We start from the raw sequence: 22620 nt of genomic DNA, 5'->3' as shown, positions 1-22620 counted from the left end.
AGTCTGCAGCGCAAGGTCGTATCCGTCACCTCGGTTATCCACAAACGCCAGCGTGACGGCCGTTGTCCACAGCCCCGCTGACGTGACAGATGATGTCGATGGCGGGATGTGCTATCGCCTTCGCTTTGTCACACCAGAGTGACTGTCGGCAGCGACGGCCACGCTGGCGTGACGATGGCGAGGGCATATCGGCTGGAATGCCCGCCAATGTCACGCTGGAGTGGCCGTCGACATCGACAGCCACCCCAGCGTGACAAAGCGAGGAAAAGGGGCGGGGTAAAACAGCGGGGTACGGCGTCAGGCCGGGACGAGCTCCACGCCTGACAGCACCACGGCGTTGTCCCGCGATGGTGCGGTCAGGACGCCGATGAACTTGCCGTCTTCCTTCCAGATGTTGGCCTGCAGCGTCTCGCCGGGGAACACCACGCCGGCAAAGCGCGCTCCGTAGGACGCCACCTGGGAGACATCGCCGTCGAGCAGGTTGTCGACGATGGCCTTGCAGCCGATGCCGTAGGTGCACAGTCCGTGCAGGATCGGCCGGTCGAAGCCGGCGGCCTTGGCGAACGTCGGGTCCGAGTGCAGCGGGTTGCGGTCACCGCACAGCCGGTACAGCAGGGCCTGCTGCGGCAGCGTCGGCAACGCAATCTCGATATCCGGTGCGCGATCGGGCAATTCGCCCGAGGTGGCCGGGCCACGTTCGCCGCCGAAACCACCTTCGCCGCGGGCAAAGATCGACCGCTTGGTGGTCCACAGCACCGTGCCGGATTCATCGGTCACCGTGGATTCGCTGACGATGACGGCGGCCTTGCCCTTGTCCCAGATCTCGGTGAAGCGCTGCACCGACTTGGCGGTGCCGCTGGTCGGGATCGGACCGGGCACGCTGACCGCCTCGCTGGCGTGCAGCACCTTGGACAGCTCGATGTCGATGCCGGGGAACTGCACCTTGGGCGGCTCGGTCATGTGGAAGCTGGCGGCCACATTGCCGAACGTCGGCAGCACCTGCGGGGTGTCGTCGACGAGGTAGCGCAGTTCACGTGCGCTCATCGGATCGGCGCCCGCGCCCAGGCCCAGGTGGTACAGCTGAATGTCGCTGCTGGTCCAGGAGAATTCGATGGGTTCCAGCTCGGCGCCCAGCGCCTTGTCGAGATCGATCGGCATCTATTTCTTCCCTGCAATGTCGAGTGCGGCGAGGTATCCCCAGGTCATGGCGGGACCGATGGTGCCGCCGGGGCCGGGATAGGTGTGACCCATCACCGGTGAGCTGACGTTACCCGCGGCGTAGAGGCCCTCGATCACGGAGTCGTCGTCGCGCAGCGCCCGTCCGTGCACATCGGTCCGGATACCGCCCTTGGTGCCCAGGTCGCCGGGCACCATCTTGGCCGCGTAGAACGGGCCGTGCTTGATCTCACCGAGGTTGGGGTTGGGCTTGTTGGTCGGATCGCCGTAGTAGCGGTCGTACGCGCTGTCGCCCCGGTGGAAGTCCTCGTCCACCCCCGAGCGGGCGAAGCCGTTGAACCGGTCGATGGTGGCGGCGAACGCGTCGGCGGGCAGGCCGGTCTTGGCGGCCAACTCCTCGAGGGTGTCAGCCTTGACGATGACGCCGGATTCCAGCCACTTCTTCGGAATACGTTGTCCGGGCTGCAGGCCCGCGAAGATGAAGCGGTCGCGGTACTGCTGGTCGAAGATCAGCCAGGCCGGGATGTTCTCGCCGGGGCCCGCACCCTGGCCGTACTGGCCGCCGTACATGTGGTGCACGGCCTCGACGTACGGCATCGACTCATTCATGAATCGCTTGCCGGCCATGTTGACGATGATCGAGCCGGGGGAGTTGCGCTCGGACAGCGCGAACCACGGGGAGTCGACCAACGGAACGGTCGGTCCCCACCAGGAGTCCTCCATGAATTCGAGTGCCGCGCCTTGCTTTTCGGCGGCCAAGATGCCGTCGCCGGTGTTGGCGACCGCGCCCACGGTCCACTCGGTGGTGATGGGCGCCCGCTGGTACTTCACCCGCATCTGCTCGTTGTGCTCGAATCCGCCCGAGCCCAGGATCACGCCGCGACGGGCGCGGATCAGTTGCGGTTCGGCATTTGCGTCGCGGGGATCGACAACGTAGATGCCGCGGACCACGCCATCCTCGACGTAGAGATCCGTCAACGCGGTGTTCAGCAGGACCGGGACGCCGGCCTTCTGCAGGCCGATGCGCAGCGGGGCGATGAGCGCACGGCCCATACCGACCAGGTTCTTGCCGGTGGCGTTGGCCCACACGGAGCGGACGCCGACCTTGATGCTGCGCAGCACACCGCGGGGATGACGCTTGAGCTGGTTGAGCCGGACGTAATCCTGCTGCATCACCACCATGTTCATCGGCACCTTGCCGTACGGCGGCTCCAGGCCCTTCTCGTCGACCCCGAGCTTCTTGGCGTTGAACGGCTTGGGTTCCACTGAGCGGCCGGTGGGCTTGCCGCCCGGCGTCTCGGGGTAGTAGTCGGAGTACCCGGGCACCCAGCACAGCTTGAGCGGCGAGTTCTTCAAGACGAAGGACAGCATCTCCGGCGAGCGGTCGAGGTAGGTGTCGATCTTCTCGGCCGGCACCACGTCACCGATGATTTTGTGCAGGTAGGTGCGGGCCGCGTCGGGAGTGTCTTTGACCCCGTCGCGCTTGAGAATCTCGTTGTTCGGGATCCACACCCCGCCACCTGACCGCGCAGTGGAACCTCCATAGTGCGGGGCCTTTTCTACGACTACTGTCGAGAGGCCCTGGTGGGCAGCGGTGAGGGCGGCGACCATGCCGGCAGCCCCGCTACCGACCACGACGACGTCATACTCCTGTCCAGTCATGTAGAACACGTTATAGAATTGGCCGGCCATACAACAACACCCCCGGTCAAAGAAGTGAGGGGACTTCACCAGAATGCTTAGTGACGAGGTGCGTGCCCAGCTAGCCGCCGACCTGGCCCAGGCCGAGCGAAGCCGGGTTCCGATGACCCCGTTGACCGATGGCCATCCCGATATCGATGTGGTGGATGCCTACGAGATCCAGCTGATCAACATCCGCCAACGGGTGGCCGAGGGGGCCAAGATCGTCGGCCACAAGGTCGGTCTGTCAAGCAAGGCGATGCAGGACATGATGGGCGTCGACGAGCCGGACTACGGCCACCTCCTCGACGAGATGGAGGTCTTCGAAGACGTTCCGGTCAAGTCCGGGCGATTTCTGTACCCCCGGGTCGAGGTCGAGGTCGGATTCATCCTCGCCGACGACCTGCCCGGCGCGGGTTGCACCGAGGAGGATGTGCTGGCGGCGACGGCCGCATTCGCCCCGGCGATCGAGTTGATCGACACCCGCATCACCAACTGGCAGATCAAGTTGTGCGACACCATCGCCGACAACGCTTCCAGCGCCGGCTGGGTGTTGGGGGAGGCGCGGGTCTCGCCCAAGGACATCGATATCTGCAACATCGACGCCGTGCTGACCAATCACGGCGAGGTCGTGGCCGAGGGACGCAGCGATGCGGTGCTGGGAAATCCGGTGACTGCGGTGGCCTGGCTGGCCCGCAAGGTGGAGAGCTTCGGGGTGCGTCTGAAGGCCGGGGACATCGTGTTGCCGGGCTCGTGCACGCGTGCGATAGATGCACCTCCGGGCAGCGATTTCGTCGCAGACTTCGCCGGGTTAGGTTCAGTAAGACTGAGTTTCGAATAAGGGAGCCGTTTTATGGCTGAGAAAGCATCTGTTGCCATTGTCGGGTCGGGCAACATCAGCACCGACCTGCTGTACAAACTGCTGCGCTCGGAGTGGCTTGAGCCGCGCTGGATGATCGGCATCGATCCGGAGTCCGAGGGTCTGGCCCGGGCCCGCAAACTCGGTTTGGAGACCTCCCATGAGGGGGTGGACTGGCTGCTGGCCCAGGACGAGAAGCCGGACCTGGTGTTCGAAGCCACCAGCGCCTACGTCCACCGCGACGCCGCGCCACGCTATGAAGAGGCCGGAATCCGGGCGATCGACCTGACCCCGGCCGCCGTCGGCCCCGGCGTCATTCCGCCGGCGAACTTGCGCGCGCACCTCGATGCGCCCAACGTCAACATGGTCACCTGCGGTGGCCAGGCCACCATCCCGATGGTCTACGCCGTCAGCCGTGTGGTGGACGTGCCCTACGCCGAGATCGTGGCGTCGGTGTCGTCGGCCTCGGCCGGGCCGGGCACCCGGGCCAACATCGACGAGTTCACCAAGACCACCAGTGCCGGTGTGCAGAACATCGGTGGCGCCCGCAAGGGCAAGGCGATCATCATCCTGAATCCGGCCGAGCCGCCGATGATCATGCGCGACACCATCTTCTGCGCGATTCCGGAAGACGCTGACCACGCCGCGATCACCCAGTCGATCAAGGACGTCGTCGCCGAGGTGCAGACCTATGTCCCGGGCTACCGGTTGCTCAACGAGCCGCAGTTCGACGAGCCATCGGTGGTCAACGGCGGCAACCACCTGGTCACCGTGTTCGTGGAGGTGGAGGGTGCGGGTGACTACCTGCCGCCCTACGCTGGAAATCTGGACATCATGACCGCCGCGGCCACCAAGGTGGGCGAGGAGATCGCCAAAGAACGTGCCTCGGCAGGAGTGCAAGCATGAGTGACATTTTCTTCAATCCGATCTGGGACGTCCGGATGACCGACACGTCGCTGCGCGACGGGTCGCATCACAAGCGGCACCAGTTCACCAAGGACGAGGTCGGTGCCATCGTCGCCGCCCTGGACACCGCCGGCGTCCCGGTCATCGAGGTCACCCACGGTGACGGTCTGGGCGGGTCGAGCTTCAACTACGGGTTCTCCAAGACTCCGGAGCAGGAGCTGATCAAGCTCGCCGCCGAAACCGCCAAGGAAGCCAAGATCGCCTTCCTGATGCTGCCCGGTGTGGGCACCAAGGAAGACATCAAGGAAGCCCAGAACAACGGTGGCTCGATCTGCCGCATCGCGACGCACTGCACCGAGGCCGACGTCTCGATTCAGCACTTCGGTCTGGCTCGGGAACTCGGTCTGGAGACCGTGGGCTTCTTGATGATGAGCCACACCATCAGCCCGGAGAAGCTGGCCAAGCAGGCCCGCATCATGGCCGACGCCGGCTGCCAGTGCGTCTACGTCGTCGACTCGGCCGGCGCGTTGGTGCTCGAGGGTGTCGCCGACCGGGTCAGCGCGCTGGTCGCCGAGCTCGGTGACGATGCGCAGGTGGGCTTCCACGGTCACGAGAATCTCGGCCTGGGCGTCGCGAACTCGATCGAGGCCGTGCGCGCCGGTGCCAAGCAGATCGACGGATCGTGCCGGAGGTTCGGTGCGGGTGCGGGTAATGCACCCGTCGAGGCGCTCATCGGAGTGTTCGACAAGATCGGCGTCAAGACCGGCATCGACTTCTTCGACATCGCCGACGCCGCCGAAGAGGTTGTCGCCCCGGCCATGCCCGCCGAGTGCCTGCTGGACCGCAACGCGCTCATCATGGGTTACTCAGGGGTGTACTCCAGCTTCCTCAAGCACGCCATCCGTCAGTCCGAGCGGTACGGCGTTCCCGCACATGAGCTCCTGCACCGCGCCGGACAGCGCAAGCTGATCGGTGGTCAGGAGGACCAATTGATCGACATCGCCCTGGAGATCCAGCGCGAGCGGGAAGCCGAGAAGGCGAAGGCCTAAACGCTGACGGTCTCGGCATCGTCGGTTTCAGCGACGATGCCGAGCTGTCGGTAGATGTCGTCGCGGTAGTTGGCGTTCTGCGAGTTGATCGGGAGCGTGGCCCAGCCGTGCATCTGGCCCATCCCGATCACAACGCTGACGTCGCTGCCGGCATCGTCCATCAGCTTGGCGAACTTCAACACGCCGGGCGCGATGACCTCGCGCGTACCGATGTACATAGTGGTCGGCGGTAGGCCCTCGACCGGCCCGCCGAATGTGTCGGACAGTTCAGGATGCTGTTGCGATTGCCACTGCGCGAAGCCGTTGTCAGACGTCGGGACCCCGAAGAGCGGATCATTGACCAGGACCACATTCGGGTCGGTGGAGAAGTCGGGATCGGCGAAGGCAGGTGAGCTGAGCACCATGCGCGACGGCATCCGCCTGCTGAGGCACTGGGTGTCGCCCGCACAGTCGCGCGCGATCTTCTGCACCGCGAGCATGGCGATCATTCCACCGGAGGATTCCCCGTAGACACTGACGTTCTCCGCGCCATGCTCGATGACGTAAGCAGCGATGAGATCTGCCGCCGGTGGAATGGTGTTGTCGGCGGACCCGCCGTCGGGAATCAGCGGGTAGCGCGGCACGATCACCGTCGCGCCGGTCTGGCGTGACATCTGGGCGTAGTCCAGCCAATGGAAAATGGTGGGCGCGGCAGTCAATCCGCCTCCGTGAAACGCGATGACGTGCTCGTCGGAGTCCGATCTGGGGTTCGAGATTTCCCAGACCCGCCAGGTCTGCTCGACGCCGTCGGCGTCCTCGGCGGTGAACTCCGTCGCCCGAACATCCAGCCCGAGGGTCAGGATCCGCGGCGGATCCGGCACGACGATCCCGCCACCGAGGCTCGTCGTGATGTCGACGCCGATGACCTCGGAGATCTGACGGAACGCCGCCAACGCCGACACCGTCAGTTGGTCGAACAACGATGCGCCGTCGGTCACGTCGACGTTGTCGGCGAGGCTGTTTGGCACGACGATGCCGGACGCGAGGGCGATCGCACCGGCGGGGCTGGCCTTCTGGGTCGACGTGATGTCGTTCAGCATCGCGGCAATGCCTGAGACAGGTGCGGCGTCGGCCGGATCATCAGAGACGATGCCGAGCTCTCGGTAGATGTCGTCGCGATAGTTCGCCGACTGTGAGTTGATCGGGATCGGTCCGCCCTGCGCCCAGTCGTGGATCTGGCCCATCCCGATCACCACGTCGACGTCGCCGCCGGCATCGACCATCCGCTGTGCGTAGAGCAACGCGCCCGGTGCCGATGATTCGCGCGATCCGATGTAGATCGTGGTCGGCGGCATGCCCTCGGTCGGGCCGACCATCGCATTCCAAAGTTCTTCGGGCCCGGTGGACCACTGCGCGTAGTACTCCTTGTCTTCCTCGGTCAGCCACGCGACCGGGTCGTTGACCAGCTCGACGTTGGGATCGGTGTAGATGTCCGGGCCGCTGAGACCGGGGGACAGCAGCACCATGCGCGACGGCACCTTGTTCGCCAGGCAGCTCGAATCGCCATTGCAGTCGCGGACGATCTTCTGCACGGCCAGCGTCGAGAGCGTGCCACCGGCCGAATCCGCATAGATGCTGACGTTCTCGGCGCCGTACTCCTCAACTTGTGCCGCGATGAAATCAGCCATGGGCGGGACCGAGTTCTCCGCGGTGCCGCCGTCGGGAATCAGCGGATAACGCGGGACGACGATCGTAGCGCCGGTCTGCCGTGCCATCTGCGTGTAGTCCATCCAGTGAATGATGTTGGGGCTGTAGACGAATCCGCTGCCGTGTACGGCGATGACGCGTTCGCCGGTGGGGTTGGGTGGGGTGATCACCCAGACGTCGCCACCCTCGTAGGTCTCTTTGGTGACGTCCAGTCCGATCGTGGTGAACCACGGCGGGGTCGGGGTGGTGATCAGCTCACCCAGCTTCATCGTGATGTTGACCCCGACGACCTGGGAGACGGCCTTCATCGCCTCCATGCCGAGAACCGTGATCTGGTCGGTCAGTGACGGACCCGGGGTCGCCACGACATGATCGGTCAGTTCCGGAGGGACGACGATGCCGGGCGCGAGGGCGACGGATCCGGCCGCGGTCACTGCGCTGGTGAGGGTGTCGACCTGGGTCAGAAGGTCCTGCGGTTGACGTAGCGTCTTGTCGAACTCACGCCGCGCGAAGGCCAACATGGCCCATGCGGTGGGCGGCTCGGCCGGAGCGTTCGGCGTCGAGTTCACCGAGAACGGGTTGAGCACGGCGTGGATCACGGTGGAGATGGCCTGCGCCATCGTCGCCGGGACATCGGCGACGCCCGCGGTGTTTCCCCGGGTGTGTACCTTCTCGATCTTCGGCGGTGCCGGCAGGTGCGGAACCGGATCCGCGGTGATCACCGACACCACGCGGGCCCCGGTGGTGGGGGGTGACTTGGGGATGGCGGTGACAGCGTCGACGTCGACGGTCACCGGTGTCGTCGTATCCGGCTCGGCTGTCTCGCTGTCGGTTTCGTGTCGAACTTGTTCTCGCACGGTGTCCGGCTGCTGCCGCTCGACGGTCTTGGCCTTGCGCTTCGGCGAAACCTTGGTGGTAGGTGACGTCTTCGCTGCGGGCACATCGATATCAGCCCGATCGAGGCCGACAGAATCCAATACGTCCCGCACCGCAGTACGCACTGTGGTGGTCACCTTGTCGACGGCTTCGCGGGGTGACGCCGACTCGTCGGCCTTGCGGATTCGCGACGTCGTTTTTCGTTTCGCCTCGTGGTCGCGAGCCTCGACGCCTGCCCTCTTGGTGGAAGTGTCCTTGGTGGACGAGGCGGACGAATCCGTGGGGTCGGCCGTCGCAGCCCCACACCCCATCCCCATGGTCACCGCACATCCCACCCCGAGGGCAACGGCCAGCCCGCCGACGCGCCCTACATATCCCCCCATATGCATGCTTCACGTCTACCGGACCCGGTGTCGGGAGGGGATGGGTTTGTCGAAATAGGAGAGTGTCGGCTCCGGTCGGCATCATGGGGCCATGGCAACCCGCGAGCAGGCCCAGTCGATCCTCGAACAGTTGGCCGGCCCCGCGGCGCGGCTTCGCGATGATCAATGGGCCGCCATCGAAGCCCTCGTGGTGCAGCGTCGCCGCGCCCTGGTCGTGCAACGGACCGGGTGGGGAAAATCCGCGGTCTACTTCATCGCGGCCAAACTGCTGCGCGCTTCAGGCCACGGTCCGACGGTGATCGTCTCGCCGCTGCTGGCGTTGATGCGCAACCAGGTGGCCGCGGCCGAGCGCGCCGGCGTCCGCGCGGCGACGATCAACTCCGGCAACGTCACCGAGTGGGATGCGATCCATCGGCAGGTGGCCGATGGGGATCTCGATGTGCTGCTGGTGAGCCCCGAACGGCTCAACAATCCCGACTTCCGGGACAACGTGTTGCCGGCACTGGCTGCCGACGCGGGTCTGGTGGTGGTGGACGAGGCGCACTGCGTTTCCGACTGGGGACACGACTTCCGGCCGGACTATCGACGCATCCGGACCTTGGTCAGTGAATTAGGTTCGCAGATACCGGTTCTCGCGACCACGGCGACCGCCAACGATCGGGTCGTCGGTGATGTGGCAGCGCAGTTGGGCGTCGGCGGAGCCGACACCTTGGTGCTGCGTGGCGGCCTGGACCGTGAGTCGTTGCGGCTGTCGGTGGTCGAGGTGGGGACTCCCGCGCAACGGGCCGCCTGGATCGCGGCGCACCTGGACGCCTTGCCGGGCTCCGGGATCATCTACACCTTGACAGTGGCTCAAGCCCACGACGTGGCCGCACTGCTGGCCGAGAACGGCCACAAAGTTGCGGCCTACACCGGGTCCACCGACCCTACCGAGCGCGAGCAACTGGAAGCCGATCTGCTGGAGAACCGGGTCAAGGCCCTGGTGGCGACGTCTGCGTTGGGAATGGGTTTCGACAAACCCGACCTGGGCTTCGTCGTGCACCTTGGCGCACCGTCGTCGCCGATTGCCTACTACCAGCAGGTGGGCCGTGCCGGGCGTGCGACCGACAACGCTGAGGTGATCTTGCTGCCCGGCACCGAAGATCAGAACGTCTGGCGGTACTTCGCCTCCGTGGCCTTTCCGTCAGAACCCATGGTGCGCAACGTCATCGGGGCCCTGGAGGCCGACCGTCCACAGTCCACCCAGGCGCTGGAACCGCTGGTCGATCTCAACCGGTCCCGCCTGGAGATGGTGCTCAAGGTGCTCGACGTCGACGGTGCCGTCCGCCGGGTGAAAGGCGGCTGGATCGGCACCGGCGTGCCCTGGACGTATGACGAGGCGCGTTACCGGGCGTTGGACGAGGAGCGTCGCCGCGAACAGCAGGCCATGCTGGATTACCAGTCCACCGACGGCTGCCGCATGGTGTTCCTGCGCAGCCAGCTCGACGATCCCGAGCTGACACCGGGCGCGCAGTGCGGGCGATGTGACAACTGCACTGGCCGGCACTACCCCGCCGCGGTGGCACAGGACATTCTGACCGATACCGCACAACGCCTATCCCGGCCCGGAGTACTGGTGGCACCCCGCAGACAGTGGCCGACCGGGCTGAGTGCCCTGGGCCTGACCTTGTCCGGCCGGATCACCGAGGGGGCTGCACCCGGCCGCGCGATCGGACGACTCACCGACCTGGGCTGGGGGGCGCGGCTGCGGCGGCTGCTCGCCGAACCCGACGGCGAAGTGCCGGACGATGTGATCGGCGCGGCCATCGAGGTGCTCAAGGCCTGGGAGTGGGATCGACGCCCGGTCGCGGTGATGGGCCTGGATTCACAGACACATCCACTGCTGATCTCCTCGACCGTGCGGCGACTGGCCCAGATCGGGCGGCTGACCGACCTCGGCATCCTGAACTACACGCCAGAACACCGACCGGTCAGCGCGGTGAATTCGGCTTATCGAGTGGCGGCCCTGGACGGTGCCTGGGAACGACCGCAACTCGATCCGCAGGGGCCGGTGCTGTTGGTCGACGACCTGACCGACACCGGCTGGACGCTGACCATGGCGACGATCGTGCTGCGTGAGGCCGGTGCGCCTGAGGTATTGCCGTTTGTGCTGGCAAGCGTGAGTTGAGCGGTGCAGACATATTCCGAAATTTGAATCAGGCCGGAATAACGCAGACGGCTTTTTTGCATTTCCACTTAGTTCACTTGTCAACAATCGCCTTCTTGCCGCCGGGAAGATTTAGTCCCCGATGCGAGACGGCTGTGCGGTCGCTGTCACCCAAAGTTCGCCGTTGTTTGCCTCCGCAAATTCTAGTCAAACGATCTTGAAAAGGCCGTGCGGCTTCAATGTCTGGCGAACTCAATGGGGGCCGTCAAAGAACGGCAACGCCGGTTTTGTGTCTCCTGGCCGCCTGCCTGTGAATTTGCTGTCCTCATCGTGTGGGGTGGCATGACGGGTTCTACCGGCGGTGACGCTGGTGCCAGCGCTCGCGCCGGCGCTTCTTATTTCGCTGGATGGAACCACATGTATGTGGTGCACCCTTTGGTCGATCATGAGTGGACGTCGATCCACTCGGCAGTGAAGTCCTGGAGCGCGGTGACGTTCTGAGTGAGCATCCGGCCCATGATCTTCTCGACCTGCTGGCCGAGCAGTGGCGCCTTGAACTCGACCGTGGCGACGCACCTGATCCGTGAGCCTGCAGCCGTGGGCATCAACAGTGCTGTTCCCGCTGCATACGCAGGAGTGCCGTGCGGTGTGACGCTGAGCTCGCCCCGTATCCGCCGCTCGCCGACGGGCTGCCAACGCTCCTGTTGTACGACCCGCCACTGCACCGGGAGGAACTTGGCGATCGGCGACCGTTCCTGGCCGCGGCGCACATCTTTGACCATCACGGCGGTCACCGTGCCGTCGGGTTCCACCGACAGGCTGGCCAGCGTGTCGAGGCCTCCGAACCTCGACATCCGGTCGAGCCAATAGTCGCGTTCGCCGAAAGCCGACAAAATTTGCTCGACTTGGGCTCGAGAGTCGACTGAGAAGTCGAGTGACCGCGACACAGCAACAGACTACGCCGGGATCTCCGATTTCTGCACCAGCGTTAAGAAGAGTGGATATGCTGGCGCCCTGCAACTAGTCAAGTCGTAGCTGGAATCGGCCACGGGAGACAAACAACGCGGAGGCGAGGTGCGGGGGATGCCGCCTTGTGTCCATATCGTTGAGCACTTTCACTGGTCGACTCGGAGGTGGGGAGGACCACGTGAGCATCAACCCGTTCGATGACGACAATGGCAATTTTCTCGTCTTGATCAATGACGAGGAGCAACACAGCCTATGGCCGACCTTTGCCGACATTCCTGCCGGTTGGACGGCGGTGTACGGCGAAGCTGATCGCGCCGCCTGCTTGGACTACATAGAACAGAACTGGCCGGACATCCGGCCGAAGAGCCTCCGCGATCGGCTGGCGGCACAGGACCGAGGCTCGGGCAACTAGCGGCTCGACACCACTATCAGATCTCGCGGTGGGAGAGTCTTGATGCAGTTCGATGAACAGTCGCTGCCGGTCACCCGTGCCCAGCTCGACATATGGCTGGCGCATGATCTGGTGGATTCGGGTGCCGAGTGGCAACTCGGATTATTCGTCAAGATCTCTGGCTCGGTGGACCGTGAGGCCCTGGCCTGGGCGATTCGCCGGGTGCTGAAGGAAGCCGAACCGGTCCGAGCCGGCTTCTTCGAGTCCCGAGGCGAGATCTTCCAGAGGCCGATCGACTACCCAGGGGTCGAACCGGACTTCCACGATCTGAGGTCTTCGCCGGACCCGGTGCGCGAGGCTCGTGAACTTGCGGCGTCGATCCAGCGTGCGCCGATGTCACTGGCCGGGCCGTTGTTCCGGTTCGCCTTGTTCCAGACCCGGGCCGACGAGTTCTTCCTGGTAGGTTGCTGCCATCACATCGTGCTGGACGGAACCGGTATCGCGATGGTGGGCCAGCGGCTGGCCTCGGTGTACTCCGCGGTGGTGTCCGGGGCGCCGATTCCCCCGTCGCTGTTCGGGACGTTGTCCGATCTGATCGACTGCGAATCGGGCTACGAGTCTTCGGACGACTACCTGCGCGACCGCGCGTACTGGACCGAGAATCTTCCGCCGGAAAGTGAGCCGCAGTATCGATGGCTTCCGGAAGAAGGCGCGGCACAATCGTATCTGCCTTCGGCCCCAGTCGAATTGGATCCCGATGTACTGCGCCGGGTCGACGCACTGGCGCTGTCGCTGAACCTACCGCGATCCTCGGTTCTCACCGCGGCCTGTGCACTTTTGGTGCGCGGCTGGCAGTCTGAGGGCTCGGAGGTGGTCCTGGATTTTCCGGTCAGCCGTCGCGTCGGGCCTGACACGAAGACCCTTCCCGCGATGCTGGCAGGCGTCGTACCGTTGGTGCTTCACACCGCACCCGCCACTTCGGTGGCGGACTTCTGTGGCTATGTCGACCTGCGGATCCGTGAAGCCCTTGAACACCAACGGTTCCCGGTCCAGGCGCTCGAGCGCAAGATCAACTCGCGCGCGGCCGGACAACTCGCCAACCGGGTGAGTGTCAACTTCCTTCCGTCCTCTTTCACATTGGACTTCGGTGGGGCGACTGCAACGGCATCGTTGGCCAACGCAGGCGTCGTCGGCGGCTTCGGAATGTTCTTCTCGAGTGCAGGGGAACAGGTTTTCGTCAACACCGCAGGCGTCGGACACCCGTTGTCGAACCTCGATCCCGCGGAATTGGCGGATCGGCTGCAGCAGGTGCTGCTGTCGATGACGGCCGACTCGTCGCGGTCACTGGTGTCGGTGACTGTGCAGGACGACGCCGAGCGCGACCGGCTGTTCGAGGTCGGCAATCACGGAATGCTGTCGCATCCGCTGACCGCGGTTTCGATCCCGGCGATGTTCGCGGCGCAGGTCCACCGTGCTTCCGAGGCGGTGGCGATCAGCTGCAATGGCGCGGCGATGACCTATCGCGAGTTGGACGAGGCGTCGAACCGGTTGGCGCACCTTCTCATTGACCAGGGCGCCGGCCCGGGTCGCTGCGTCGCTCTGCTGTTCAACAGGTGTGCCCAGGCACTCGTGTCGATCTTGGCGGTGCTCAAGACCGGGGCGGCTTATCTGCCGATCGACCCGGCCCACCCCCAGGGCCGAGTGGAATTCATGGTTTCCGATGCCGACCCCGTTGCGGTGGTGAGCACCGCTGATCTGGTCGATCGCCTGTCCGGACAGGCTCTGACACTTGTCGACGTCGATGATCCGCGGGTCGACACCTACCCGTGCGGTGCCTTGCCGGAACCCGGCTCTGACGACATCGCCTACCTGATCTACACCTCGGGAACCACGGGTGTGCCCAAAGGGGTTGCCATCTCCCACGGGAATGTCACCCAGTTGATCGGCTGCCTCGACCCGAACCTGGAGCCGTCGGGCCAGGTGTGGTCGCAGTGGCACTCCTACAGCTTCGACATCTCGGGCTGGGAGATCTTCAATGCGCTCCTGACCGGCGCACGGTTGGTCGTGATTCCCGAGGAGATCGCCCGTTCGCCCCACGACTTCCACGCCTTACTGGTCGCCGAAGAGGTCAACGTGCTGGGGCTGACCCCGACCGCTGTGGCCGCGTTGTCACCCGCCGGCTTGGATTCGGTTGCCTTGCTGGTCGGCGGAGAGCCCTGCCCGGCCGACGTGGTGGATCGCTGGGCTCCCGACCGGGTGATGATCAATCAGTACGGGCCGACCGAGGCCACCATGTGGGTTGCGCTCAGCGCGCCGTTGGCCGCCGGGGCGGGGGTTCCGCCGATCGGTTCGCCGTTGCCCGGTGCGGCGTTGTTCGTGCTGGATCAGTGGCTTCGACCGGTTCCGGCCGGAGTGGTGGGCGAGTTGTATGTGGCCGGCCGTAATGTCGGTGTCGGCTATTGGCGCCGCGGTTCGTTGACCGGATCTCGTTTTGTGGCATGCCCTTTCGGTGCCCCCGGTCAGCGCATGTATCGCACCGGTGACCTGGTGTCGTGGGGTGCCGACGGGCAACTGCGGTATTCGGGTCGTGCCGACGAGCAGGTCAAGATCCGTGGGTATCGCATCGAGTTGGGCGAGATCCAAACTGCATTGGCCGATCTGGACGGGGTGGAGCAGGCGATCATCGTCGCCCGCGAGGATCGCCCGGGTGACAAACGTCTGGTGGGCTATGTCACCGAAACCTCCGTCGGTGCCGTCGACCCGGCCGGCGCCCGGGCGGCATTGGCCGACCGGTTGCCCAGCTACATGGTGCCGGCCGCGATCGTGGTGCTCGACGCTTTGCCGCTGACGGTCAACGGAAAGCTCGACAAGCGAGCCCTGCCTGCTCCGGAATACATTGATGCCGACCGTTACCGGGCGCCTGCCACTCCCACGGAAGAGACCCTGACCGCCATCTATGCCGAGGTCCTCGGTTTGGACCGGGTCGGGGTGGACGACTCCTTCTTCGACCTCGGGGGCGATTCGCTTTCGGCGATGCGGGTGATTGCCGATGTCAACACGACATTGGACGCCGATCTGGCCGTCCGCACCTTGTTTGACGCACCGTCTGTCGCCGAGTTGGCGCCGCGGGTCGCTGTCGGCTCGGGCAGTCGGGCGCCGCTCGTGCGTCAACAGCGGCCGGAACTGATCCCGTTGTCGTTCGCCCAGCAGCGGCTCTGGTTCCTGAACCGGTTCGAGGGCGGGGTGGCGACGTACAACATGCCGACGGCGTTCCGGATCAACGGCGCGTTGGACGTCGAGGCGTTGGGCGCGGCGTTGGATGATGTGATCGCGCGGCACGAGTCGCTGCGCACGGTGTTTGTCGACGTCGACGGGGTGCCGTTCCAGCAGGTGCTGCCGGCCGAGCCGGGCATGTGGCGGTGTGCCGGCCCGATGGTGGTGTCATCGGCCATCGGGCCGGGCGGTGACGTGACCGGCGAGCTGATGGACCTGGCCGGTTACCGGTTTGACCTATCGGCCGAAATCCCGGTCCGGGCCCGGATCTATGAGTTGGGTCCCGAGCAGCATGTGTTGGGAATAGTGGTGCACCACATTGCATTCGACGGGTGGTCACTGGCGCCCATGGTGCGTGACGTGGGCCTGGCCTACGCCTGCCGGACAACGGGGCGCGCCCCGGACTGGTCACCGTTGCCGGTGCAGTATGCCGATTACACGTTGTGGCAGCAGGATCGACTCGGTGATGAGGCTGACCCGACAAGTGTGATCGCCGGCCAGTTGGCTTACTGGCGACAGGAGTTGGCCGATCTGCCGGAGGTGGTGTCGCTGCCGACGGATCGTCCCCGACCGCCGGTGCCCAGTTATCGTGGTGAGGTTGTCGAGTTCGGCATCGATACGCACACCTGGGCTGGGCTCAAAACGGTTGCAGCCGAACATCACGCCACGACGTCGATAGTCCTGCAGGCCGCGCTGGCAGTGGCTCTACACCGCGAAGGTGTCGGCGTGGACGTGGCTCTCGGCACCCCGATCGCCGGACGGACCGACAAAGCGCTCGATGATCTGGTGGGCTTCTTCGTCAACACCTGGGTGCTGCGGGTGGGTGTCAACCCTGCCTTGCGGTTCAGGGAAGTGCTCGACCAGGTGAAGCAGAAGGCGCTGGATGCCTATGCCAATCAGGATGTGCCGTTCGAATTGTTGGTGGAGCAGCTCAATCCGACGCGTTCGACGTCCCATCATCCGTTGTTCCAGGTCGCCCTGGTCTTCCAGAACAACGTGCTGCCTACGGTTTCGCTCGACGGGATGGAGGTCGAGCAGGAATCGGTGTTCACCCGGACCGCCAAGTTCGATCTGGATTTCGACATCCGGGAGGTGCCCGGCGATGGTGGGCCGATGGCCACCGGGGTGCTCACCTACGCGACGGATCTGTTCGAGCAGTCCAGTGTCGAACGCCTGGTGAACCGGTTCGGACGGGTGATCGAAGCGGTGGTGACCGACCCGTCGGCCGTGGTGGGCGAGGTCGGCCTGATCGACCAGAACGAATGGGAACTACTGCGGCACAGGTGGTCTGGGGCCGGAGTCCGAACACCTACCGGTTTGATCGACCAACTGCTCGCGGCCGCGGTGGCGGCCGACGCGGATGCCGTCGCGGTCATCGACGGGCCGAGGCAGCTGTCGTATGGCGAACTGGACGCTTCCTCCAACCGGTTGGCACGCAAGTTGATCGAGGTAGGAGTGGGCCCCGAGTGCGCCGTCGCGGTGGCGATGGACCGGTCTGTCGAGTTGGTCACCGCGTGGTGGGCCGTTCTGAAGGCCGGCGGGGTGTACGTCCCGGTGGATCGAACCAACCCAGCCGAGCGGATCGCCACTGTCTTGGACGCCGTCGCGGCAGTGTGCGTCCTCACCTGTGGATCCGACACCGTGCCGGGCGCCGGAAAGCGCCCGGTGCTTCGTCTCGACGCTGTGGATCTCTCCGGATACGGACCAGGCCTGGTCGCCGACCAGGATCGACTGGCGCCCTTGGGAACTGACGATGCCGCCTACGTGATCTTCACTTCCGGTTCGACCGGCACCCCCAAGGGCGTGGCGGTCACCCATGCAGGCCTGCTGGGCGTAGCCGCGGCACATCGCGACCTGTTCCGGGTCGGGGCCCACGGCCGAGTGTTGATGGTCGCCGCACCCACCTTTGATGCCTCGGTGTTCGAATGGTTGTGGGCGGTCGCGTCACGGGCGGCGCTCGTGGTGGCACCGCGAGATTCGTACGCCGGGGCCGCGCTCACCGAACTGATACAGCGCCAGCAGGTCAGCGCCGCCCTGATCACCCCGACAGTCCTGGCCACCCTGGACCGCATGCGGCTCGGCGGGGTTGAGACCCTGGTCACGGGCGGCGAAGCCTGCCCGCCGGAGTTGGTCGGCGCCTGGGCGCCCGGACGGGCCATGTACAACGCCTATGGTCCCACCGAGGTTTCCATCTGGGCCACATGGAGCGCACTGGCGGCCGGACAGCCGGTCCGCATCGGCGCCCCGATCCCCGGAACCTGCGCTCTGGTGCTCGACGCGCGGCTGCACCTGGCGCCGGTGGGGGTCGTGGGCGAGCTGTATCTGGCCGGTCCGGTGTTGGCGCGCGGATATGTGGGCCGGTCCGACCTGACGGCGGATCGGTTCGTGGCCAACCCGTTTGGCGGTCCAGGGGAACGGATGTATCGAACGGGTGATCTGGTGCGCTGGACCACACACGGCGCTTTGGAATACCTGGGTCGCGCTGACGCACAGGTCAAGCTGCGCGGGCAGCGATTGGAGCTCGGCGAGATCGAGAACACGCTGCTGGCCTGCCCGCAGGTCAGTCGCGCGGCGGCTGCAGTCCATCACAGCGAACTCGGCATCGACCACTTGGTCGGTTACATCGCCCTGGCGCAGTCCGCCGCGACCCACCATGAGGCCGATGTCGTCGATCAATGGCAGCACATCTACGACGAGCTTTATGATGCCGAACTCGACACACCGGAATACGGAAGCGATTTCCGCGGGTGGAATAGCAGCTACACCGGCGAGCCGATTCCGCTGGAGCAGATGCGGGAATGGCGTTCGGCGGCGGTCGACCGAATCCTGGCGCTACAACCACGGCAGGTGCTGGAGATCGGCGTCGGTTCGGGATTGGTGCTCTCCCAGGTGGCCCCGGCGTGCGAGGAATACTGGGGTACGGACTTCTCGACGGCGACGGTCGCCAAACTCACCGCCGCCGTGGCCGGTGAGCCTTGGAGGGCTCGGGTCCATCTGCTGTCTCAGCCCGCGCATCTCACCGATGGTTTGCCGCCCGGCCACTTCGACACCATCATCGTCAACTCGGTCATCCAGTACTTCCCCAGTGCGGAGTACCTGGCCGAGGTCATCGACAAGGCCATGGAGTTGTTGGTACCAGGCGGTCGGTTGTTCCTCGGGGATGTGCGCAACCACAGCCTGCAGGGTGCGTTCCAAACCGGCATCGCTTTGGCGCGCAGTGGAATCGGTAACACCGACACCGTCGAACTCCGTCAACGCGTACAGCGCGCGGTACTCGCGGAACACGAATTGCTGCTCTCCCCAGAGTTCTTCACCACCTGGGCTTCCGATCACCCGGCTGTGGGCGGAATCGACATTCAGGTCAAACGAGGTGAATCGGATAACGAGCTGACCCGCTACCGCTACGACGTCGTCATCCACAAGACGCCAACCCAGGTGCGCTCGCTGGCCCGTGCGCTCACCTGGTGGTGGACCGAGTGTGCTGGACTGAACGGCCTGGGCGCCGAGTTGGTCTCGCAACGGCCTGGCCTCGTGCGGGTCAGCGCGATACCGCGAGCCGGTGTGATCACCGATGTGTTCATCGAACAGGCGCTCGCCTCCGGGCTACCGTTGGCCGAAGCCCAGGCCGGTGCCGCGGCGGCTGTCGATGCCGGGGTCACGCCCGAACAGTTGTACCTGCTGGGGGAGGCGACCGGATACCGCACCGCCGTCACCTGGGGCGCGCAATCCGGAACGCTTGATGCCGTATTTGTGGCAGGCCCCGGGGACGGGCCTGCGCCGGCGTTGACCGACCTCTATCTGGCGCCGATCGATGCCCGTCAGCGTGGCGGTTACGCCAACGACCCCCAGACCAACGCCAAGATCGGGGAGGTCCGGCAGTGGTTGTCAGAGCGGCTGCCTGAATACATGGTGCCGAGCCAGATCGTGGTGCTCGATGAGCTACCGCTGACTTCCTCCGGCAAGATCGACCGTCGGGCGCTACCGGCACCCACCTTCGTCGCGACGTCGTTCCGGCCCCCGCAGACGCCGACCGAGAAGACGGTGGCCGAGGTGTTCACCGAGGTGCTCGGGCTCGGCCGCGCCGGTCTCGACGATGATTTCTTTGCCCTGGGCGGGGATTCGTTGATCGCCATCCGGGTATGTGCCCGCCTGCAGTCGGCACTGGGCCGTGAGGTTCCGGTGCGTTGCCTGTTCGATTCACCCTCGGTCGGAAAGCTGGCCGAATATCTGGACCAGCATCAAGGTGAGGCGGCCCGGCCGGCGTTGACGCCGCAGCCGAGGCCTGCGGCAGTGCCGTTGTCCTACGGGCAGCAGCGGCTCTGGTTCCTCGAGCAGTTGCAGGGCCCGTCACCGATCTACAACATGGCGGTGGCGCTGCGGTTGCACGGGCGGCTGAATGCCGACGCGCTTGGTGAGGCGCTGGCCGATGTGGTGTCCCGCCAGGAAAGTCTGCGGACGCTCGTCGTCTCTGTAGATGGAGTGCCGGGACAGGTGGTAATCCCCTCCGAGCGCGCCGATTTCGGCTGGTGCATCGTCGATGCCCGCGATTGGTCGACGGACCAACTGGACGAGGCGGTCGGAGCGGTCGCCCGCCACACGTTCGACCTGGCGACCGAGATTCCCTTGCGAGCGGCGCTGTTCCACGTTGCCGATGACGAGCACGTGCTGACGGCGGTGGTGCACCACATCGCAGCCGACGGTTGGTCCATTGCCCCGTTGGTGACCGACCTGGCCGTCGCCTATGCCAGCCGTGACGACGGCCACGCTCCGGACTGGTTGCCATTGCCGGTTCAGTACTCCGATTACACGCTGTGGCAACATGATTGGCTTGGGTCGGTCTCCGATGCCGACAGTGTGATCTCGGCACAGCTCAGTTACTGGGAGCAGGCGCTGGCGGGATTGCCCGAGCGGCTCGAATTGCCGACCGATCGGCCGTATCCGGCGGTTGCGGATTATCGCGGGGCCAGTGTGGCCGTGGAGTGGCCGGCGGAGGTGCAGCAGCAGGTCGCCCGGGTGGCGCGGGAGCACAATGCCACCAGTTTCATGGTGGTTCAGGCCGCATTGGCGGTGCTGTTGGCAGAGTTGAGTGCCACCAGCGATGTCGCCATCGGTATCGCGACCGCCGGGCGTGGCGATCAGGCGCTCGATCAGCTCGTCGGATTCTTCGTCAACACGTTGGTGTTGCGGGTCGACGTAGCCGGCGACCCCACCGTTTCCGAGTTGTTGGAACAGGTGCGAGCGCGCAGCCTGGCCGCGTTCGAACACCAGGATGTGCCCTTCGAGGTGCTGGTGGAGCGGCTCAACCCGGTCCGGTCACTGACCCATCACCCGCTCGTGCAAGTCATGGTCACCTGGCAGAACCTGCCTTGGAACAGTAGTGGCTCGGCGGCCGGACTGGCGCTGGGTGACGTTGAAGCGACGCCGATGGACGCCGAAACACGCACCGCCAAAACAGATTTGGTGTTTTCACTGGCTGAGCGCAGCACCGACACCGGGGAACCGGCGGGAATCGCCGGGTTGGTCGAATACCGGACCGACGTGTTCGATGCGTCCACCGTTCAAACCCTGGTGGATCGCCTGCAGCGGGTGTTGACGGCGATGACCGCCGACCCCACCGTCCGGTTGTCGACGGTAGACATGCTCGACGTCGCCGAGCGGGTGCGGCTGAATACGCTCGGGCATCGTGCCGTCCTGAGCCAGCAGGTGCTCGAGAGTTCCATCCCGGCCGCGTTCGCCCGTCAGGTGTCCCGGGCCCCTGATGCGGTTGCGGTCAGTTGCGCCGGCCGGTCCATGTCCTACCGGGAACTCGACGAGGCATCGAATCGATTGGCCCACATGCTCGGTGCTGAAGGCGCCGGCCCCGGCGAGTGTGTGGCGCTGTTACTGAATCGGTCGGTCGCGGCGATCGTGGCCGTCCTGGGAGTGTTGAAATCCGGAGCGGCGTACCTGCCGATCGATCCGGCAGTGCCCGACGCCCGTATCGAGTTCATGCTTGACGACGCCGCTCCGGTCGTGGCGCTGACCTCCGATGGATTGACCGAGCGTCTGGCCGAAACTGCGGTACCCGTCATCAATCTGGCTGATCCACAGATCGGGCAGCAGTCCGCCGACCCGTTGCCGATGCCCGCTGCTGACGATATCGCCCATATCATCTACACCTCGGGGACGACGGGAGTTCCCAAGGGAGTGGCGGTCACCCACCAGAACGTGACGCGTCTCTTCGACGGCCTGGACGTCGGTGTGGCCATGGGCCCGGAGCAGGTGTGGGCGCAGTGTGCGTCCCTGGCTTTCGATTACTCGGTGTGGGAGATGTGGGGAGCGCTGCTCCACGGCGGCCATCTCGTAGTGGTGCCTGATGAGGTGACGCGGTCACCTGCCGAGCTGCACGCGCTGCTGGTCGACCACCAGGTGAGCGTGTTGAGCCAAACCCCTTCTGCGGTAGGGATGTTGCGACTGGCCGGTCTGGAATCGGTGACCGGCTTGATGGTCGCCGCGGAACCCTGCCCGCCCGAGGTGGTCGATCGTTGGGCGCCCGGCCGCGTGATGATCAATGGCTACGGTCCTACGGAGACCACGGTATATGCCACGATCAGCGCTCCGTTGCAGAGGGCGACGACAGGCGGCCCGACCATCGTGCCGATCGGTCGCCCGGTGCCGGGTGCGGCGTTGTTCGTCCTTGACCCGTGGCTGCGGGAGGTGCCGGCCGGAGTGGTGGGCGAGTTGTACGTCGCCGGCCGAGGTGTCGGAGTCGGCTATGTGCGACGGCCGGGCTTGACCGGATCGCGTTTCGTGCCCTGCCCGTACGGGGCTCCCGGCGCTCGGATGTATCGCACCGGAGACCTGGTGTCGTGGGGCAGTGATGGTCAGTTGCGGTATGCCGGCCGCGCCGACGAACAGGTCAAGATCCGCGGCTATCGCATCGAACTCGGCGAAGTCCAATCGCTGCTCGCCGGACTCGAAGGGGTCCAGCAAGCCGTGGTGGTCGCGCGCGAGGACCGATCCGGAGACAAGCGGCTTGTCGGTTACGTCACCGGAAGCGCGGACCCGGTGTCGGCCCGCAGTGCGCTCGCCGAGCGGTTGCCGGCCTACATGGTGCCCTCAGCGGTGGTGGTGCTGGAAGCACTGCCGTTGACGGTCAACGGAAAACTCGACAAGCGCGCCCTGCCCGAGCCCGAGTACGCCGGCGGGGGCTATCGAGGCCCGAGCACCGTGATCGAAGAAGTCGT

Annotated in this window: 10 protein-coding genes (1 of these 10 only partly in view); 6 read left to right on the top strand and 4 right to left on the bottom strand. The window is 65.4% G+C overall.

Annotated features, from left to right (window positions below; all coding sequences use genetic code 11):
* Positions 1 to 297 precede the first annotated feature (297 nt).
* Positions 298 to 1158, bottom strand: a complete 861-nt coding sequence (locus A5733_RS22625) for a MaoC family dehydratase (RefSeq protein ID WP_076241743.1) — start codon at positions 1156 to 1158, stop codon at positions 298 to 300.
* Positions 1159 to 2838 (bottom strand): 3-oxosteroid 1-dehydrogenase, encoded by a 1680-nt coding sequence (gene kstD / locus A5733_RS22620; RefSeq protein WP_076241763.1) that lies wholly within the window; start codon positions 2836 to 2838, stop codon positions 1159 to 1161.
* A 73-nt stretch (positions 2839 to 2911) separates the two neighbouring features.
* Between kstD and A5733_RS22615 the strand changes: the two genes are divergently transcribed.
* From A5733_RS22615 to dmpG, 3 genes are read left to right on the top strand one after another with little or no spacing between them, the layout of a single operon-like run.
* Positions 2912 to 3697 carry a 2-keto-4-pentenoate hydratase gene (locus A5733_RS22615; protein WP_076241742.1) on the top strand — a complete coding sequence of 262 codons (786 nt, stop codon included), beginning with the start codon at positions 2912 to 2914 and terminating at the stop codon, positions 3695 to 3697.
* A gap of 12 nt (positions 3698 to 3709) precedes the next feature.
* Positions 3710 to 4621 carry an acetaldehyde dehydrogenase (acetylating) gene (locus tag A5733_RS22610; protein ID WP_076241741.1) on the top strand — a complete coding sequence of 304 codons (912 nt, stop codon included), beginning with the start codon at positions 3710 to 3712 and terminating at the stop codon, positions 4619 to 4621.
* Positions 4618 to 5670, top strand: a complete 1053-nt coding sequence (dmpG, locus tag A5733_RS22605) for a 4-hydroxy-2-oxovalerate aldolase (protein ID WP_076241740.1) — start codon at positions 4618 to 4620, stop codon at positions 5668 to 5670. The genes A5733_RS22610 and dmpG overlap by 4 nt, the downstream gene beginning before the upstream one ends.
* Here the strand turns inward: dmpG and A5733_RS22600 are convergent.
* Positions 5667 to 8615 (bottom strand): alpha/beta hydrolase, encoded by a 2949-nt coding sequence (locus A5733_RS22600; protein ID WP_142254168.1) that lies wholly within the window; start codon positions 8613 to 8615, stop codon positions 5667 to 5669. The two genes, dmpG and A5733_RS22600, sit on opposite strands and share 4 nt — an antisense overlap.
* A 91-nt stretch (positions 8616 to 8706) precedes the next feature.
* Here A5733_RS22600 and A5733_RS22595 point away from each other — a divergent pair, with 91 nt between their 5' ends.
* Positions 8707 to 10782, top strand: coding sequence for a RecQ family ATP-dependent DNA helicase (locus tag A5733_RS22595; RefSeq protein WP_076241738.1), 2076 nt, complete (start codon positions 8707 to 8709; stop codon positions 10780 to 10782).
* A gap of 422 nt (positions 10783 to 11204) precedes the next feature.
* On the opposite strand, the gene A5733_RS22590 is transcribed toward A5733_RS22595, so the two are convergent.
* Positions 11205 to 11708 carry a DUF2505 domain-containing protein gene (locus A5733_RS22590; RefSeq protein WP_076241737.1) on the bottom strand — a complete coding sequence of 168 codons (504 nt, stop codon included), beginning with the start codon at positions 11706 to 11708 and terminating at the stop codon, positions 11205 to 11207.
* 200 nt (positions 11709 to 11908) lie between these two features.
* Here A5733_RS22590 and A5733_RS22585 point away from each other — a divergent pair, with 200 nt between their 5' ends.
* Together A5733_RS22585 and A5733_RS28010 are read left to right on the top strand one after the other, a co-directional pair.
* A complete protein-coding gene (locus A5733_RS22585) occupies positions 11909 to 12142 on the top strand; it encodes an MbtH family protein (protein WP_067765079.1) in 234 nt (77 codons plus the stop codon).
* A gap of 42 nt (positions 12143 to 12184) precedes the next feature.
* Positions 12185 to 22620, top strand: the 5' portion of a protein-coding gene (locus A5733_RS28010; RefSeq protein WP_076241736.1) for a non-ribosomal peptide synthetase. The gene runs 9121 nt beyond the window's last position; 10436 of the gene's 19557 nt are visible here — the first part of the coding sequence; the start codon lies at positions 12185 to 12187; its stop codon lies off the right edge, out of view.

It is taken from the genome of Mycobacterium sp. NS-7484 (assembly GCF_001953975.1).
In the GTDB taxonomy this organism is placed as follows: domain Bacteria; phylum Actinomycetota; class Actinomycetes; order Mycobacteriales; family Mycobacteriaceae; genus Mycobacterium.
This window is presented reverse-complemented; position numbering and strand designations above follow the sequence as displayed.